Genomic DNA, 17339 nt, shown 5'->3' with positions numbered 1-17339 from the left:
GATGTCGGCTTTCGGGAAACGGCGAAGCTGGTCTTAATGACCGACTTGAGGCGCAAAGCCGCCATTCGGCTTGAGATAAATTCGGTCAGCGAAATGGCTGGATCAGCTTCCTGAATCGATTTGAGCGAACGGCTTCGTAACCTGTTGACAAATAATGATTATGTCTCTGAGGGTCAGTGCTTCCTGCACAAATCAATATGTTAGGGGCTGGACTGGAGTGGCGGCCTCATTTTGTAAAAATCCGGGAGTTGGCAGCTTTGCCAGCTAAGCAGCGACGCCACCTAAATAGGCGCTGATGACCGCTTCGTTGCTCGCAAGATCACTGCCTGGTCCCTCAAGCACAACGCGCCCAGCCTTGAGCACATAGCCATAGTCGGCGAATTTCAAGGCGACTTTGCTATTCTGCTCCACAAGCAGAATGGTCACGCCTTCACGATTGAGGCGCTGCACGATGTTCATGACTTCCTTGATCAGTTGCGGCGCCAGACCCATGGAAGGCTCGTCGAGCAACAGCACCTTGGGCGCGGCCATGAGGGCCCTGCCGATCGCCAGCATCTGCTGCTCGCCTCCCGAGAGGTTCCTTGCATCGCCATTCTGTCTGCGCGCCAGGATGGGGAAGAGCTCGAAAACATGATCCAGCCGCCGGCGGCGCTCGGCGTCGTCGGCAAGCGTGAAAGAGCCGAGGTCAAGGTTCTCCTTGATCGTCATGTCGCCGAAAATACGCCTTCCCTCCGGAACGTGGACGAGCCCGCGATGCGGCAGGCGATGGGCAGGGACTTTGGTTATATCCTCGCCCAGGAAGCGGACACATCCGGAGGATGCGGCAACGAGGCCGGACAGCGTGCGCAGCGTGGTGCTCTTGCCCGCACCATTCGCGCCAAGCAGGGCGACGATCTGGCCGCGTTTGACCGAAAGGCTGACACCATGAAGGGCTTCGATGCCGTCATAGCGCGCGACGATGCGGTCCGCGGAAAGAACGATTTCGGCGTCCATCATTCCTCCGTACCGAGATAGGCTTCTATGACCCTGGGGTCTGTTCGCACGGCCTCCGGCGGTCCGTCGGCGATCTTCTGCCCATAGTCGAACACCACGATCTTCTCCGACACCTGCATGACCAGGCCCATATCGTGCTCGATCAGCAGGACGGTGACACCGGTTTCGTCACGGATGCGGCGGATCAGGTGCACAAGGTCCAGCTTCTCGCGCTCGTTCAGGCCGGCGGCGGGCTCGTCCAGCAGGATGAGCTCGGGCGCCGACGCCAGGGCTCTTGCGAGTTCGAGCCGCCGTTGATCGCCATAAGAGAGACCGCCGGCACGGCGATGCGCATGCTGCTCGATACCGACAAAATCGAGCCAGCGCATGCCAGCCGCGCGGATCGCCTCCTCCTCGCGCCGCTGCGCCGGCAAGTGCAGGATCGCCGACATGATGCCGTGGCGGCTGCGGCAATGCTGGCCGGACATGGCGTTTTCCAGAACGGTCATTTCCTTGAACAGCCGGATGTTCTGGAACGTGCGGGCGAGGCCGAGCGCGGTGATGCGATGCGGCGGCAAGCCGGTGATTGGCCGGCCGCCCAGACTGATCGAGCCGCCCTTCGGCTTGTAGAAGCCGGTCAGGCAATTGAAGAGTGATGTCTTGCCGGCCCCGTTCGGCCCGATAAGACTGTTGATGGCGCCTTTCTCAACTGAGAACGAAATGTCGTGAAGGACTTTCAGTCCTCCGAAACTGAGGCGCAGATCGCGGACTTCCAGCAGCGCCATGGTCAAACTCGCTTGTCCGGCCACAGCCCGTTCGGCCTGAAGAGCATGATTGCCAGCAGCGCAACCGCAGTCACCAGGGGACGATAGGTCCCCGCGCCGCGCAGCACCTCCGGAAGCAGGGCCACGAGAACAGCACCAAGAACGACGCCGGGAATGCGGCCCATGCCGCCCAGGACGACGCCGAGAAGGATGAGCAGCGATTGGTTGAAGGTGAAACTCTCCGGCGAGATGGCCGTCATCTTGGCTGCGTAGAGGCATCCGGCCACGGAAGCGATCACGGCGCCCATCATATAGGCTTGCAGCTTGGCCGTGACACGGTTGATGCCGATGCCAGCGGCGGCGTCCTCATCGTAGCGAACGTAGAACCAGGCTCGTCCCATTCGCGATCGCTCGACGCTCAGACAGACGAAGGCGGTGAGCAGCGCAAGCACCAGGAACGCATAGTAGAAGTGCTGCACCTGCATCAACCTGAAGCCGAATATCTCCGGGCGCTCGATGCCGATGAGTCCGCTCGCGCCACCGGTGATGTCGAGGTTGCGGGCGATGATGCGCACGATTTCGCCGAAGCCCAGCGTCACGATCGCCAGATAGTCGCTGCGCAATCTCAATGTCGGAGCCCCGATGATGATGCCAGCCACGCAGGCTGCCGCCATGGCGACCGGGATGGTGAGCCAGAAATTGAACCCGAATTCGGCGGTCAGGATGCCTGACGTGTACGCGCCGACCGCGAAGAAGGCGGCGTAGCCGAGGTCGAGCAGGCCTGCATAGCCGACGACAATGTTGAGGCCGAGGCACAGAACGACATAGAGCAGCGCCGTGGTTGCCACCTCCGTCACATAGCCGTTGGCGAATTGCGGCAACACCAGCGCGACGGCGAGTGCCGTCAGGCCGGGCAGCACGACGGACCAGCGCATCAATTGCGGTTGCACGGCGGTCGGCATGGTTCTGACTTCGTCGATCATCACACCCGCTCCACGACAGAGCGTCCAAGAAGGCCGGTCGGCTTGAACACAAGGAACAGGATCAGGGTCCCGAAAACGAAGACGTCACGCCACTCCGATCCGACGAAGGGCAAGGACGAACCGAAAGCCTCGAGCAGGCCGAGCAGCAAGCCCCCGAGCATGGCGCCCGGCACGCTGCCGATCCCGCCTATGACAGCGGCGGTGAAGGCCTTGAGCCCCATGATGAAGCCCATGAAAAAATGGACGCTGCCATAATAGGCGCCGGCCATGACCCCACCGCCGGCAGCGAGCGCCGAGCCCATGAAAAACGTCAAGGCGATCACCCGGTCGACATCGATGCCCATCAGGCGGCTCGCCCCCATGTCGATGGACACGGCGCGCATCGCCTTGCCGTACATGGTGCGGGAGACAAAGGCCTGCATGCCTGCCATAAGAGCAATGGAGGCGGCCACCAGAACCATCTGCGTGTAGGTGATATGAACGGTGGAAATGTCGACACCGGCAAAACCGAGGTCGGTGTTGAAGGCGTAATGCCGCCCGCCGGTCAGGGCGAGTGCCGTGCCGTTCAACACCATCGAGGCACCAAGCGCCGTGATGAGGATGGAGAGGCGCGGCGCATTGCGCATCGGCCGATAGGCGAAGCGTTCAATGATGACGCCGAGCAAGCCGACAGCCAGCATCGACACAAGCAGGGCGCAGACCACGCCCAGCCAGCCATTGCCGACCCATATGCCGACAAAGGAGAACACGATGAGGCCGACGAAGGCGCCGTTCATGTAGATGTCGCCATGGGCGAAATTCAGGAGCTTGATGACGCCGAAGACCATGCTGTAGCCAAGCGCGATCAGGGCATAGAACGAGCCGACGATAAGACCGTTCACCAGTTGCTGAATAAGCAGGTCGAGCGTCATTGATGCTCCAGGGCAGAATTGAAAAAGTCTTGTCTGGGCGCAGCGTCGGCGCACCAGACAATCGGCGGTGACGCCGAGGCCGCCACAAGGCCTGCCTCGGCATCAATCCGGTTGGCCTTTATTCGACAGCCACCCACTTGCCGCCCTTTGCAATCACCGGGCGGAAGTTCGAGGTCTGGAGCGTGTTCTTGTCGGTGAACTTGATTTCACCGGCGAGGCCCTTGAAATCGCTCGCCTTGAGCGCCTCGATGATCGCTTTCTGATCCGCCGACTTGGCCCGCGTGATCGCATCGACGATCAGGTCGCCCACATCGTGGGAGAGCGCCGCATAGGCGCCGGCGTCGCGGCCATAGGTTTCCTTGTACTTGGCCTTGAAGTCGGCGGCGCCGGACAAGAGGTCGACAGTCGGCGGAGACAACAGGTACACGCCCTCACCGGCCGACCCGGCGATCTCCAGATATTCCGGTGAATTGTTGCCGTCGCCCAGCACGATGCCGCCCTGGAACCCGGCCTGCCGGAGCTGCTTGGTGAGCAGAGCGCCACCGGCATGGTAGGCGGTCCAGAAGACAGCATCGGCGCCGCTCGACTTGATCTTGGTGACGACCGCCGAATAGTCCTGCTCGCCGGCCGTGGTGGTCTCCTTGGCGGCAATTTCGCCGCCAGCGCTCTTGAAAGCTTCGGCGGTCAACTTGGCCAGGTCGGACGAATAGGCATCGCCTTCGTCCACGAACGCGAACTTCTTGTAGCCATTCTTCTTGAAGAGTTCGACGGCTGTCGTCGCCTGCATGTCGCCGGTCGAATTGGCGAGGAAGGCATTGCCCTGATTGGCGGCGACCAGCTTGGTCGAGTTCGCTCCGATGATGACGAACGGAATGCCGGCGTCACCATAGATCTTTAATGTCGGCAAGACGGCGCCCGAGCAGTAGCCGCCGACGATGGCGGTCACGCCTTCCGAGACAAGCTTGCTGCCTGCGGTCACCGCCTGTTGCGGATCGCAGGCGTCGTCGGCGGTGGTGATAGTGATCTTGTCGCCGTTTACGCCGCCCTTGGCGTTGACGGCATCGATCGCCATCTTCACGGCGTTCTCCATATCCTGCCCTTCACTGGCCAGTTGGCCAGTCATGGGGGCCACGATGCCGATCTTGATGTCGGCAGCCGCGGCCATCGTGGTCAGAGCCAGCCCGGCAAGGGCGGTGGCGCAAGCTAGCCTCTTGAAGGAAACAACCATCAATTCTCTCCATTTTCCCCTGTTGGTGCATCCAGGCGGCGTGCCCGAAATGCATTGTTTCGCCCCTCGGTTAGCTGCGGAGCGGTTATGTTGAGCAGGATCGCCAGCCGGCCACACGATTGTCACCGGCAAGGACTGACCCGGCAGATCAGTGACTGCCGCTTGAAGCCCGGGCATAGGCTCCCTGATAACGGTTCTCCTGGATGCTCTGCATGATCTCGGCCTCGCGGGCTTCCTGCGCCCGGACGGCCGCCAGCAAGGCCGCGGCACCGTCGATTGGAAATGCCACGACGCCATCCTCGTCGCCGACGACGATGTCGCCAGGACCGACGACCATGCCGCCTATGCAGACGGGAACATTTATGGCTCCCGGACCATCCTTGTAAGGTCCGAGATGGATGGCCGACCGCGCGAAACATGGGAACGGATTGCGGCCGATGGCACCGGCATCGCGAATGGCGCCGTCGATGACAATGCCTGCGGCGCCGCGCGAAGCCGCGACACTTGTCATGATTTCGCCGACCAGCGCGCGCCCCTCATAGCCACCGCCGTCCACGACAATGACGTCGCCGGGCTGCAGCAGATCGAGCGCACGATGGATGAACTGGTTGTCGCCGGGGCGGGTCCTGACCGTCAGCGCCCTCCCCGCCATGACGCCGCTCACCCGATGAAACGGCCGTAACCCGACAGCCCCGGGGACACGAGCGAGATTGTCGCTGATCAACGCCGTCGCAAGGGCGCGGAACGCGTCGATCAGTTCGCTTTCCTGAGATCCATCCGCCATCGCCTACACTCCTCGCCGTCGTCACTTTATGAATATAATATCCAATCACAATTAATTCAGTGGAGTCAACCGGCTTAAGATGGTTGGCAGAAAAAAGCCAAAAGTGGCTTAGGAACGGCAAACGGCTGCAGAACCGACCCAACAGATCCACTTATCCGGGGCTTGCAATGGCGTCGAAGTTCAAGATAGATTGGATAACATATCCATGAATGCGTATTGTGAAAAAGGGATTGGGTTGTGAAGCACGCAGGAAAAGTCGTGATCGTCACCGGGGCGGCACGAGGCCTGGGCCTTGCCTGCGCCGAGCGCTTTCATGCCGATGGCGCCAAGGTGGTGCTTGTCGACATACAGGCCGATCGCGGGCGCGAGCATGCCGAACGTCTTGGTGAGCGTGCCGCCTGGCTATCGGCGGATCTCTCCGAATGCACGCAGGAAATGGCAGCTGATATTGTTGCCAAGGCCACGGAGCGATTCGGCGGCGTCGACGTCCTCATCAACAATGCCGGCATCATCCATCTGGACGATTTCGTCGACTTCCCCGAGGAGGCGTTCGACCTGGTTCAGCGGATCAATCTCAAGGCGCCCTTCCTGCTCGGGCAGGCCGCGGCAAGAGCCATGATCGCACAGGGACGCGGCGGCTCGATCATCAACATGTCCTCGATCAACGCCATTCTGGCCATCCCCAATTCCGTCGCCTATGCCGTGTCCAAGGGCGGCATCAAGCAATTGACCGCGGTGATGGCCGTCGGACTGATCCCGCACAATATCCGCGTCAATGCCATCGGCCCCGGCACCATCCTGACCGACATGGTCAAGAGCTCGGTCATGGCCAGCGAAGCGCAGCGCCAGACCATCCTGTCGCGCACGCCGAGCGGCCGCTGTGGCGAGCCATCGGAGATTGCCAGCGTCGCTTCCTTCCTGGCCAGCGACGACGCTTCCTACATTGTCGGCCAGACCATCTATCCGGACGGCGGCCGTCTGATCCTGAATTATACGGTGCCGGTGAAGGACTGACCGCTCATGGTTGTCGGTACGCCCCACATCAGTGTTGCGGGATCGGGCGCGCTGCTGCTCGATGGAATGCAGGGGGCTTTCAACGATGCCACCCAGGAACTGGTCTGGGCGGTGGCGAAGGCCGCGCTGGACCTCGAAGGGGTGCGCGAGGCCGTTCCCGGCATGAACAACCTGCTGGTGGTGTTTGATCCCCTCGCCACAGACGCCCACAGCGTCGGAGATCAACTGATGTCGCTCTGGTCCGCCACCGATGCCCACCCGGTGACCGGCACGCATCATGCGATTCCCGTTCACTACGGCGGCGCGCGCGGCGAGGATCTCACCGGCTGGGCCGCGCATTGCGGCCTGTCTGTCGACGAGACCGTCAGGCGCCACGCGGCGGCCCGCTACACCGTCGCCGCCATCGGCGCTATGCCGGGTTTTCCCTATCTGTCCGGTCTCGACCCGCGGCTTGCCTGGGCAAGGCGCAGCACGCCTCGCCTCAAAGTTACCGAGGGCGCCGTCATCATCGGCGGCGCGCAGGCGGGTATCATGCCGATGACAGCGCCGTCCGGATGGCACATCATCGGCCATACCGACGTGAAGCTCTTCAAGGCCGAAGCGGAATTGCCCGTGCTGCTCAGGCCCGGAGACAAGATTCGCTTCGCAATTGCAGGGATCGAGGCATGATCGAGATCCTCACCACCGGCCTGCCGAACACGGTCCAGGATCTCGGCCGGCCCGGCCATCTGGCGCTGGGGGTCAGCCATGGCGGCGCCATGGACAAGCAGGCACTGGCGATCGCCAATCTCATGCTAGGCAATGATCCTTCGGCCGCCGGGATCGAGGTCGCGCTTCACCCGTTCCGGCTGCGCGCGCATATCGACACCGCCGTCGCCATCACCGGCGCTGATTGCGCCGTCAGCATCGGCGACCGGCCCTGCCCGCCCTGGTGGGCCATGACGATCCGCGCAGGCGAGACCCTTGTCCTTGAGGCGCTGCGCGCCGGTGCTCGTTCCTACATCGCCTTTGCCGGCGGGATCGATCTGCCGCCCGTCATGGGGTCGCGCGCGACGGATGTGAAAGGCGGTTTCGGCGGGTTCGCTGGACGCGGCCTGTCGCGCGGTGACCGGCTTGCGCTCAAACCTGCGCAATGCCGCCTTCCCGCGGGCGGCATCGGCGCAGCGCTGGAGGAGCGACGAGGCGCGGCGGACGCCTTGGCCTCGGCAATCGAATTGCGGGTTCTGCCGGCCGCCGAGTTCGACGCCTTCACGCCGGAGGCCCAGGCGGCTTTCACCGGCAGCGAATGGCGCATCACCAACGACGCCAACCGTATGGGATATCGCCTTGCTGGAGAGACGCTTTCGCTCCTCTCACCGCTCGAACTGCTCTCGCACGGCATCGTACCAGGCACAGTCCAGGTGCCGCCGTCCGGCCAACCGATCATCCAACTTGCCGATGCCAACACTTGCGGCGGCTATCCGAAGATCGCTACGGTGATCGAAGCCGACCTCTGGCGGCTGGCGCAAGCGCCGGTCGGCGCGCGCCTGCGTTTCTCAGCGGTCTCGATAGAAGCGTCGACGGAAGCGCTTCGCGCGAACCGGCAGCAAAGTCACGACTTTATCGCCGCCCGAAACCTTATGGCCGGCGAGCAGAGGACTCCATGAAAATTCGCCCCTTCACCATCGAGATTGCCCAGTCTGAAATCGACGATTTGAAGAAGCGCATCTCGACCTGGCACGAGCCGGACCAGTTGCAGGCGATAGGCTGGGCGCAGGGAACGGAGCACGAGGAACTGCGCCGACTAATGCAGCACTGGCGCACCGGCTTCGACTGGCGCAAGCAGGAAGCCGCCTGGAACATCCATCCGCACTACCAGACGGATATCGGCGGCGAAACCATCCATTTCATCCATGCGCGTGCCGCTGTGGCGACCAACAGAACGGTCATACTCACCCATGGCTGGCCAGGCAGCGTCTTCGAATTTCACAGGCTGATCCCGCTTCTGACCGATCCGCTTTCGCATGGCGGAAGACAGGAGGACGCCTTCAACGTCGTGGCCCCCTCGATTCCCGGCTATGGCTTTTCAAGCCGACCGACCAGGCCTGGTCTCAACCTGTTCACCGTCGCCGACCTTTGGGCCGAGTTGATGAGCCGTCTCGGCTACAAACGATATCTCGCGCAAGGTGGCGATCTGGGCGCCGGCGTGTCGACCTGCCTGGCGCACGCGTATCCAGACAGTCTCGCCGGCGTGCATCTGAACTTCATCCCCGGCTCATACTCACCTCCTCACGATCCAGGCCCGGATGGCGACCTGAGCTTGGAAGAACGCGCCTTCCTGGAACGGAAAGCCGGATGGGCGGATCTTCATGGCGCCTATGCTCATATTCAAGCGACGCGCCCGCAAACGCTTGCCTACGGGCTGACGGATTCGCCGGTCGGACTGGCGGCGTGGATGATCGAAAAATTCCGCGACTGGAGCGATTGCGATGGCGATCTGGCCAACGCCGCTTTTTCGCGCGACGACATGCTCGCCAACATCTCGCTCTACTGGTTCACCCGGACCGTCGCTTCGTCGATGCGGCTCTATTGGGAAACGCGCGCCCGTCCGCTTGCATTCGCGCCCGGCACGGCGATCAACGTCCCGCTTGCAGTGGCTTTGTTTCCCAAGGAATTGCCGATGCCGCCAAGGAGTTGGGTCGAGCGCGTCTTCAAGGACATCCGCCAGTGGACAGCGATGCCGCGCGGTGGTCATTTCGCAGCCCTCGAGCAGCCCGCTTTGCTTGCACAGGATCTAAGAGCCTTTGCCGGTGGTCTGGATTTTTAAAGGCAGCGTTTGCGCGCAGCCAAGCCCGAAGGCCAGAAATGACCAACACCACGATCACCATCGATGCCCTGCATGAGCGCGTCGATGCAATTTTCCGCAAGGCCGGACTGAACCCCATTCAGGCCAGCGCCATTACAAGGGTCATCGTCGCGGCGGAACGCGATGCCTGCAAGTCGCATGGCATCTACCGGATCGAAGGCGCCCTGCGGACGATCAAGGCCGGAAAGGTAAAACCGGACGCGCTGCCCGAGTTGCTGCCGCAAGACGCTCCCGCCCTCGTCAAAGTGGATGCGAAGCATGGTTTCGCCAACCCAGCCTTCGAACTGGGTCTGCCCGTGCTGATCGAGCGGGCACGGTCGTGCGGCATTGCCGCACTCGCGATCAACGATGCGGTGCATTTTTCCGCCCTTTGGGTGGAGGTCGAAGCTTTGACACAGGCAGGCCTGACCGGCCTGGCCATGTGCCCGAGCTATGCCACCGTCGCTCCGACCGGTGGCAACGGACCGTTGCTGGGCACCAATCCTTTTGCCTTTGGCTGGCCGCGAGAAGAGCAGCCTCCCTACGTTTTCGACTTCGCGACCTCGGTTGCCGCGCGCGGCGAGATCGAGCTCCACCGCCGGGCCGGCAAGAAGCTGCCGGAAGGCTGGGCCATGGATTCGGACGGCAGGCCAACGACCGATCCCGAAGCTGCCTTGGCGGGCGCCATGCTTCCCTTCGGCGGGCACAAGGGCTCCGCCATCGCGACGATGATCGAGCTGCTCGCCGGGATCATGATCGGCGACCTGACCAGCCCCGAGGCGCTCGAGCTGCTTGGCACCACGACGCTTTATCCGTCGCACGGAGAGTTGGTCATCGCTTTCTCGCCGAAAGCCTTCGCCGCCGGCCGGCCCGGCAATCCGCTGGGCCGTGCTGAAGCGCTGTTCGAGGCGATCTTGGGCCAGGGTGCGCGCCTGCCCTCGCAAAGGCGGTTCCTAGCCCGCGAGACGTCGGAGCGCGACGGTATCGTCCTATCGCACCAGGAAATGGAACAACTCGATCGTTTTCTCGAACGAGGGCTCGACGCGGTCTGAATCGGTATCGCCAGGGCCAAGACCAATCACAGGAGGAGAAAAATGCGCTGGACGAAAACATTCACGGTCGTCGGCTGCCATGCCGAGGGCGAAGTCGGCAATGTGATCACCGGAGGCGTCAAGGACGTTCCGGGCAAGACCATGTTCGAAAAGAAGGAGTATCTCGAAGCGCATATGGACGACATTCGTGGGCTGCTCTTGTTCGAGCCGCGCGGTGCGCCCTACGTCAACGGCAACATCATCCTGCCGCCTTGCGATCGCTCGGCGGATCTCGGCTACGTCATAATTGAAAGCACGGAATACCCGCCCATGTCTGGCTCAAACACCATCTGCGTCGCCACAGTGGCGCTGGAAACGGGGATGGTGCCGATGAAGGAGCCTGAGACATTGCTGCGCATGGAAGCGCCGGCCGGCATGATCGAGGTGCGCTGTCTCTGCGAGAACGGCAAGGTGAAGCAGGTGGAGTTCACCAATGTACCGGCTTTTGCACTCCACCTCGACACGCATGTCGAGGTGGAAGGGCTCGGCACGATCACCGTCGACACCTCCTATGGCGGCATGACTTTCGCCCATGTCAATGCGCGCGCACTCGGCTTTTCCATAACACCCGACGAGGCCCACCAGATGTCGCTGATGGGCCAACGCATCAAGAAGGCGGTCAACGAACAGCTCGAGGTCGTGCATCCGGAGAACCCGAAGATCCGCGACGTGTCCAACGTGATTTTCGAAGGTCCGATCGAGCGCGTCGACGGGCGCGTGGAAAGCGTCAACGGCACGGTGTGCCTGCATGGCAGGCTCGACCGCTCGCCGACAGGCACCGGCACCACCGGGCGGCTGGCGGTAATGTCGGCAAAGGGGCAGATCGCCAAGGGCGAGCTGTTCCGCAACAGATCGATCATCGGGACCCATTTCGATTCCCGCGTGATCGCCAATACGCGCCTCGGCGATCGCGACGCTGTCGTGGTCACCATCGCCGGACAGGCCTGGATCACCAGCATCGGCCAATATGGCCTCGACCCGACAGACCCTTATCCACGCGGGCATCGCCTCAGCGACGTCTGGTTCTGAAACGGACGCGGCCGTGCTCAGGCCGCGAACGCTCTGACCCTGACGCCGCTCGCCTCCAGCCGTCGCCGAACGCGCGCGGCGATGGCGACGGCTGCCGGCGTGTCGCTGTGGACGCAGATCGAATCGATCGGCGTCTGCAGCATCTGCCCGGAAAGCGTCTCGATGGCGCCTTGCTTGACCATCCGCACGACCCGTTCTGCCGCCTTCTCGGCGTCGTGGATGACAGCGCCTTCCAGCTTGCGCGAGACAAGAAAGCCTTCCTCCGTATAGGCGCGGTCGGCAAAGATTTCGGACCTGACCGTCAGGCCCGCGTCGCGCGCGATCCTGTCCTGGAAGCCGAGCGCAATGGACAGGCAGATCAGGCCGGGATCGACGGCCTTGACCGCGCGCGTCACCGCTTCGGCAACGCCACGGTCGGTCTGGGTAAGGTTGCCCAGCGCGCCATGCGCCTTCACATAGCGGATCGGGTGGCCGGCATAGGCGGAAAGCGCCTGCGCCGCGCCGATCTGGTAGGCGACCAGCCTTTCGATCTCATCCATGGAATGCGGGATGATGCGGCGTCCGAACCCCCACAGATCGGCAAAGCTCGGATGCGCGCCAACGGCGACGCCCTTGTCGCGCGCCATCGAGAACGTGGCCGCCATGATCTCGGGGTCGCCGGCATGAAAGCCGCAGGCCACATTGGCTGAACTGACGATGTCGAGGATCGCCGCATCGTCGCCGAGCCTGTAGGCTCCAAAACCCTCGCCCATGTCGGAATTGATATCGACCTGCAATCCTTGGGCCGCCATGGCGCTTTCCTCAGTGGTTCGAACCGTCGCCTTGCTTCACACCAGCTCGTAGAGCGGCGTCCCGTAGCCGACGACCGCTCCGTCCTCGATCAGCGCTGCACCCAGCACACCGTCTGCCGGCGCAACGATTGCCTTCAGGCATGGGCCGACCTGCAGGACGCCGACCGTCTCGCCCTTGCGAACCGTCTGGCCAGGTTCGGCGATCGGACGACCGGTCGTTGGGTGATCGAGACGGAACACGCCGACGCCGGGCGCGCGCACGCCCTTGAAGACCGTTTCGGCCTTCAGGGCTTCGACCGGGGGTGTCGAGGCAACAACGGATTGCATGTGCAAGCGCAACGAAAACCCGGCCTCCGACACTTCGATCTCGCCGATGCCGGCGCTAGCGCACCAGGCGGCCAGCCTTTCGATCTCCTCAACCGTCATCGCCGCCTCGTCCCTGGAGCAGACCGCCTTCAATGAGACGTTCGAGATGATGGATATCGAAGCCGCCGGCAGCGAAGCCGGGCTCGTCCATCAGGAGGCCGTGCAGCGGCGCGTTGGTGGCGATGCCGACGGCCTCCATCTCGCCCAGCGCGCCACTCATGCGCCGGATCGCCTCGGCTCGCGTCACGCCATGCGCCAGCAGCTTGGCCACCAATGAATCGTAGTGCGGCGGCACGGTGTAGCCGGAGTAGAGATGCGATTCGACGCGGATTCCGGGACCTCCGGGCGGCGTCCAGCGCTCGACCCGGCCCGGATGCGGGCGAAAGCTGTATGAATCTTCAGCGTTGATGCGGCATTCGACGGCGTGGCCCTGGATGCGGATGTCTTCCTGGCTGAACGACAGGGGTTCGCCCCGGGCGATGCGGATCTGCTCGCGCACGATATCGATGCCGGTGACAAGTTCCGTGACGGGATGCTCCACCTGCACGCGGGTGTTCATCTCGATGAAAGAGAAGCGCCCGTCCTCGTAGAGGAATTCGAATGTGCCCGCGCCTGTATAGCCGATGGTCAGGCATGCCTGGGCACACAGCTCGCCGATCTCGGCAACCGCCTCGCGGGCGATGCCGGGCGCCGGCGCCTCCTCGATGATCTTCTGGTGGCGGCGCTGCATGGAGCAATCCCGCTCGCCGAGCCAGACCGCCCTACCATGCTTGTCCGCCAGAATCTGGATCTCGATATGGCGCGGATGCTCGAGGAATTTTTCCAGATAGACTTGCGGGTTGCCGAAGGCCCGGTCCGCCTCTTTCACCGCCATTGAAACGGCTTCCATCAGGGCGTGCTGCTCGCGCACGATGCGCATGCCGCGCCCGCCGCCGCCGCCCGCTGCCTTGACGATGACCGGATAGCCGATGGCCTCGGCAATGGCGCGCACTGCCTGCTCGTCCTGCGGCAGCGCCCCCTCCGAGCCCGCAACGCAGGGAACGCCGGCGGCGATCATCGTGCGCTTGGCGGAGACCTTGTCGCCCATGGTGCGGATCGCCGCCGCCGACGGCCCGATGAAGGCAAGGCCGGCATTCTCGACAGCCTCGGCGAAGGCGGCGTTTTCCGAGAGGAAGCCGTAGCCCGGATGGATCGCGCCCGCGCCGGTGAGTTGCGCGGCCGCGATGATCTCGGCGATGTTGAGATAGCTCTCCGTCGCGGCCGCCGGTCCGATGCAGATCGCCCTGTCCGCCAGCGCGACATGTCGAAGGCTCGCATCCGCTTCCGAGTGCGCCGCCACCGTCTTCAATCCGAGGTCGCGGCAGGCGCGCAGGATGCGCAGCGCGATTTCACCACGATTGGCGATGAGGACGGTGTCGAACATCGCCTCAGCCCAAATCTTCGAGAACGAACAGCACATCGCCGGACTGCACCGCGGCATGGTCGTCGAACGCGATCTGGACGATCCGCCCAGCGCGATCGGATTCCACGACATTGAACGTCTTCATGGCTTCGAGGACACCAACCTTCTGCCCTTCCACGACCACATCGCCAACCGAAGCGAGCGGCGGTTCACCTTCGGTGCCGGAGCGGTAGAACACGCCCGTCAGCGGCGCGCGGATCGAATAGCGTGCGATGGGCGGAGATGTCGAAGCCGGATTTGTGAAGACGGCAGGGACGGCGGCTGGCCCCGACTGCGACGCAGATTGCGCTTGCGACGCGGATTGCGCCGGCGCCATCTGCCTGGACATGCGGATGCGAACGCCATTGCGCTCGATCTCCAGTTCGGCAATGGGCGAACGCGAGACAAATTCGATCAGCTTCTGGACGAAGTCGAGATCCATCGCCGACCCTATCGCAGCGCTTCGACAGCCTTGGCGATTCGCCCGATCGCTTTTTCGATCAGATCCATCGACGTGGCTATGGAAATGCGGAAATGCGGCGACAGCCCGTAGGCAGAGCCCTGCACCACCGCGACCCGCGCCTGATCGAGCAGGTAAAGCGAGAAATCATCGTCGCTGCCGATGGGAGTGCCGTCGGGGCGACGACGGCCGATCAGGGCCGAGCAATTGGGATAGAGATAGAAGGCGCCCTCGGGCGTCTGGCAGGTAAGGCCGGGAATCTTGCGCAGCAGCTCCAGAGCGCGGTCGCGCCGAGCCTGGAATTCGAGCGCCCGAGGGCGAAGAAAGTCCTGGGGACCTTCCAGTGCGGCAATGGTCGCGGCCTGCGAGATGGATGACGGGTTCGACGTGCTTTGGCTCTGCACGGTGGCCATGGCGCGGATCAGCGGTTCCGGCCCGCCGGCATAGCCGATCCGCCAGCCGGTCATGGCATAGGCCTTCGACACGCCATTCACTGTCAGCGTACGGTCCTTCAGCCTCGGCTCGACGCCGGCGATGGTATGGAAGGTACGTCCATCGAACAGGATATGCTCGTAGATGTCGTCGGTCAGAACGTGCACATGCGGGTGATCGAGCAACACCCCGGCCAGGCCGGCAAGTTCGTCGGGGCTGTAGACGGCGCCAGTCGGATTGGAAGGCGTGTTGAGCAGCAGCCATTTGGTGCGCCCGGTGATCGCGGCTCGCAGGGCTTGCGGTGTCAGTTTGAAGCCCTGCGCCTCCGTGCAAGGAACGACCACGGGCTTGCCTTCGCCGAGCAGGACGATGTCGGTGTAGGAAACCCAATAGGGCGCGGGGACGACCACCTCGTCACCGGGGGCCAGCGTTGCCAGCAGGGCGTTGTAGATGATCTGCTTTGCGCCACCCGCGACGCTGATTTGCGAAGGCTTGTAGTCGAGGCCGTTCTCGCGCCTGAATTTCCCGGCCACCGCCTTCTTCAGCGCGGCGGTGCCGTCGACCGCCGTATAGCGCGTTTCACCCCTGCGCATCGCCTCGTAGGCCGCCTCGACGATGTGCGGAGGCGTTGGAAAATCCGGCTCGCCGGCGCTCAGGCTGATGACGTCGATGCCGGCCGAGCGCATTTCGATTGCCCGCGCGGTGACCGCCATGCTGGGGCTTGGCTTGATGACGTCAAGACGGGGAGCGATGAGGCCCACGGGAAATCCTCGTCATGGCTGCCGCGACGTTGCCGGGCAGGTGATATCTGGTGAAGATTGGATAATGTATTCTGATTTTCGCGTCAAACCCCTTTTTCTGCATCGAAGACCGGGTTATGTCTCATTCCCGTGGTGGGTCGATAGAGGAAAGTATCCAATCCTTCATCGCCGCGTATGACATTCGAGATAGGGAACACGATTGGAATGGGCACAAACTATGATGTGGTGATCGTCGGCGGCGGCGTTGTCGGCAGCTCGATCGCCTATTTCCTGTCAGCCAATCCGGATTTCGATGGCAGTATTGCGGTGATCGAGCGGGACCCCTACTACACGGCCTCCTCGTCTTCCTTGTCGACCAGCGCCATCCGCCAGCAGTTCGGCACGGCGCCCAACATTGCCATGTCGAAGTTCAGCATCGACTTCCTGCGCCAGGTAAAGACGCGGCTTGCCATCGGCGACGAGTTGGCCGACATCGGCCTGCATGAGCCCGGTTACCTCGTGCTGGCGACACCCGAGCGGGCAGACGCGCAGCGTGCCAAGAACCGCGTTCAGCGCGGCATGGGCGTCGACGCCGAACTGATCGAGCAGGTTGATCTGGCACGACGCTTCCCGTGGCTCAACACGGACGATCTCGCCCTTGGCTCGCTCGGCCTTGGCAGCGAAGGCTGGTTCGACGGCCCCGGCCTGATGCAGGCCTTTCGCCGCAAGGCGCGCACGCAGGGCGTGGACTATCTTGCCGCGACGGTGACCGGACTGACCATGGCGTCTCCCCAAAAGGTCGGCGAAGTGGTGCTCGACAATGGCGACCGGCTTGCCGCCGGCACGGTGATCAACGCGGCCGGACCGTGGAGCGCGGGCATCGCCAAGATGGCCGGCGCCGAACTGCCGGTTGTCCCGAGCAAGCGCTGCGTCTTCGTCTTCGAAACGCCGGCAAGGATCGAAAACTGCCCCTTCGTCTTCGACACGAGCGGCTTCTGGCTGCGGCCGGAAGGCCAGCTCTTCCTGTGCGGTATTCCGCCGGTGCGCGAGAACGAGCCGGACGATTTTGAACTGGATGTGGATTACGACCTGTTCGACGAGTTGATCTGGCCGGCGCTCGCCCATCGTGTGCCCGGGTTTGAGCAATTGCGGATGTTGCGCGCCTGGGCGGGGCTCTACGAATACAACACCTTCGACCACAGCGGTATCATCGGCCGGCATCCCGAGGTTTCGAACTTTGTCCTGGCCACCGGCTTCAGCGGCCACGGCATGATGCATGCAGCGGCGACCGGGTCGGGCGTCAGTGATCTCATTGCCTATGGCGAGTACCGCTCTGTCGACCTGTCGGCCTTCCGCTACGAACGGATCGCTGGCAATCAACCTATCGAGGAACATGTCTACTGAAGCGAAACGGGCGACATGGCATCGCGGTGACAACGGTGCTATGCGTCCACTTCTTCAATCAACACGGCGCCAGTCAACAAACACGGCGGCCGCCTCAGGCTGATT

The 17339-nt window shown here is 63.1% G+C and carries 18 protein-coding genes; 7 read left to right on the top strand and 11 right to left on the bottom strand.

From position 1 onward, the window contains the following. Positions 1-264: 264 nt before the first annotated feature. The 6 genes from EJ079_RS17670 to EJ079_RS17645 all read right to left on the bottom strand — a co-directional run bounded on the left by EJ079_RS17670 (position 265) and on the right by EJ079_RS17645 (position 5642). The gene (locus EJ079_RS17670) at positions 265-993 is read right to left on the bottom strand and encodes an ABC transporter ATP-binding protein (protein ID WP_127266690.1); all 729 of its coding nucleotides are present in this window, start codon (positions 991-993) and stop codon (positions 265-267) included. Beyond that, positions 993-1757, bottom strand: a complete 765-nt coding sequence (locus EJ079_RS17665; protein ID WP_127809645.1) for an ABC transporter ATP-binding protein — start codon at positions 1755-1757, stop codon at positions 993-995. Before EJ079_RS17665 ends, EJ079_RS17670 begins: the two co-directional genes overlap by 1 nt. Positions 1758-1759: 2 nt before the next feature. After that, positions 1760-2719, bottom strand: a complete 960-nt coding sequence (locus tag EJ079_RS17660) for a branched-chain amino acid ABC transporter permease (protein ID WP_245466214.1) — start codon at positions 2717-2719, stop codon at positions 1760-1762. After that, entirely contained in the window at positions 2719-3630 is a 912-nt protein-coding gene (locus EJ079_RS17655; RefSeq protein WP_023809510.1) for a branched-chain amino acid ABC transporter permease, read from the bottom strand. The genes EJ079_RS17660 and EJ079_RS17655 overlap by 1 nt, the downstream gene beginning before the upstream one ends. Before the next feature lie 118 nt (positions 3631-3748). After that, positions 3749-4858: a branched-chain amino acid ABC transporter substrate-binding protein gene (locus tag EJ079_RS17650; protein WP_127326424.1), complete on the bottom strand. Its 1110-nt coding sequence runs from the start codon at positions 4856-4858 to the stop codon at positions 3749-3751. A 148-nt stretch (positions 4859-5006) separates the two neighbouring features. Beyond that, entirely contained in the window at positions 5007-5642 is a 636-nt protein-coding gene (locus EJ079_RS17645) for an RraA family protein (RefSeq protein WP_127396967.1), read from the bottom strand. A gap of 237 nt (positions 5643-5879) precedes the next feature. Here EJ079_RS17645 and EJ079_RS17640 point away from each other — a divergent pair, with 237 nt between their 5' ends. The 6 genes from EJ079_RS17640 to EJ079_RS17615 are packed head-to-tail and all read left to right on the top strand — an operon-like array spanning position 5880 to position 11600. Continuing rightward, positions 5880-6656, top strand: coding sequence for an SDR family oxidoreductase (locus EJ079_RS17640; RefSeq protein ID WP_164873809.1), 777 nt, complete (start codon positions 5880-5882; stop codon positions 6654-6656). A gap of 6 nt (positions 6657-6662) precedes the next feature. After that, a complete protein-coding gene (pxpB, locus tag EJ079_RS17635; RefSeq protein WP_127396969.1) occupies positions 6663-7325 on the top strand; it encodes a 5-oxoprolinase subunit PxpB in 663 nt (220 codons plus the stop codon). Continuing rightward, positions 7322-8302: a biotin-dependent carboxyltransferase family protein gene (locus EJ079_RS17630; RefSeq protein WP_127809644.1), complete on the top strand. Its 981-nt coding sequence runs from the start codon at positions 7322-7324 to the stop codon at positions 8300-8302. The genes pxpB and EJ079_RS17630 overlap by 4 nt, the downstream gene beginning before the upstream one ends. Further along, positions 8299-9462: an epoxide hydrolase family protein gene (locus EJ079_RS17625; RefSeq protein ID WP_127809643.1), complete on the top strand. Its 1164-nt coding sequence runs from the start codon at positions 8299-8301 to the stop codon at positions 9460-9462. Before EJ079_RS17630 ends, EJ079_RS17625 begins: the two co-directional genes overlap by 4 nt. Positions 9463-9500: 38 nt before the next feature. Then, positions 9501-10532 (top strand): Ldh family oxidoreductase, encoded by a 1032-nt coding sequence (locus EJ079_RS17620; RefSeq protein ID WP_127326620.1) that lies wholly within the window; start codon positions 9501-9503, stop codon positions 10530-10532. A 42-nt stretch (positions 10533-10574) separates the two neighbouring features. Further along, a complete protein-coding gene (locus EJ079_RS17615) occupies positions 10575-11600 on the top strand; it encodes a proline racemase family protein (RefSeq protein ID WP_127809642.1) in 1026 nt (341 codons plus the stop codon). A 17-nt stretch (positions 11601-11617) separates the two neighbouring features. On the opposite strand, the gene EJ079_RS17610 is transcribed toward EJ079_RS17615, so the two are convergent. The 5 genes from EJ079_RS17610 to EJ079_RS17590 are packed head-to-tail and all read right to left on the bottom strand — an operon-like array spanning position 11618 to position 15851. Continuing rightward, the gene (locus EJ079_RS17610; protein WP_127809641.1) at positions 11618-12391 is read right to left on the bottom strand and encodes a 5-oxoprolinase subunit PxpA; all 774 of its coding nucleotides are present in this window, start codon (positions 12389-12391) and stop codon (positions 11618-11620) included. 36 nt (positions 12392-12427) lie between these two features. After that, on the bottom strand, positions 12428-12817 hold the full coding sequence (locus tag EJ079_RS17605; protein ID WP_127809640.1) for a biotin/lipoyl-containing protein: 390 nt from the start codon (positions 12815-12817) through the stop codon (positions 12428-12430). Further along, positions 12807-14180, bottom strand: coding sequence for an acetyl-CoA carboxylase biotin carboxylase subunit (accC, locus tag EJ079_RS17600; RefSeq protein WP_127809639.1), 1374 nt, complete (start codon positions 14178-14180; stop codon positions 12807-12809). The genes EJ079_RS17605 and accC overlap by 11 nt, the downstream gene beginning before the upstream one ends. A 4-nt stretch (positions 14181-14184) precedes the next feature. Beyond that, positions 14185-14640, bottom strand: a complete 456-nt coding sequence (locus tag EJ079_RS17595) for an acetyl-CoA carboxylase biotin carboxyl carrier protein subunit (protein ID WP_127809638.1) — start codon at positions 14638-14640, stop codon at positions 14185-14187. A gap of 8 nt (positions 14641-14648) precedes the next feature. Beyond that, a complete protein-coding gene (locus EJ079_RS17590) occupies positions 14649-15851 on the bottom strand; it encodes a pyridoxal phosphate-dependent aminotransferase (RefSeq protein ID WP_127269418.1) in 1203 nt (400 codons plus the stop codon). Between the two features lie 204 nt (positions 15852-16055). On the opposite strand from EJ079_RS17590, the gene EJ079_RS17585 reads away from it, so the two are divergent. Then, positions 16056-17234 carry an FAD-binding oxidoreductase gene (locus tag EJ079_RS17585; protein WP_127809637.1) on the top strand — a complete coding sequence of 393 codons (1179 nt, stop codon included), beginning with the start codon at positions 16056-16058 and terminating at the stop codon, positions 17232-17234. Positions 17235-17339: the final 105 nt, after the last annotated feature.

Source organism: Mesorhizobium sp. M7A.F.Ce.TU.012.03.2.1 (assembly GCF_004006095.1).
Classification (GTDB): domain Bacteria; phylum Pseudomonadota; class Alphaproteobacteria; order Rhizobiales; family Rhizobiaceae; genus Mesorhizobium.
The sequence above is the reverse complement of the archived record's forward strand: the minus strand, read 5'-3'. Positions and strand labels throughout refer to the sequence as shown.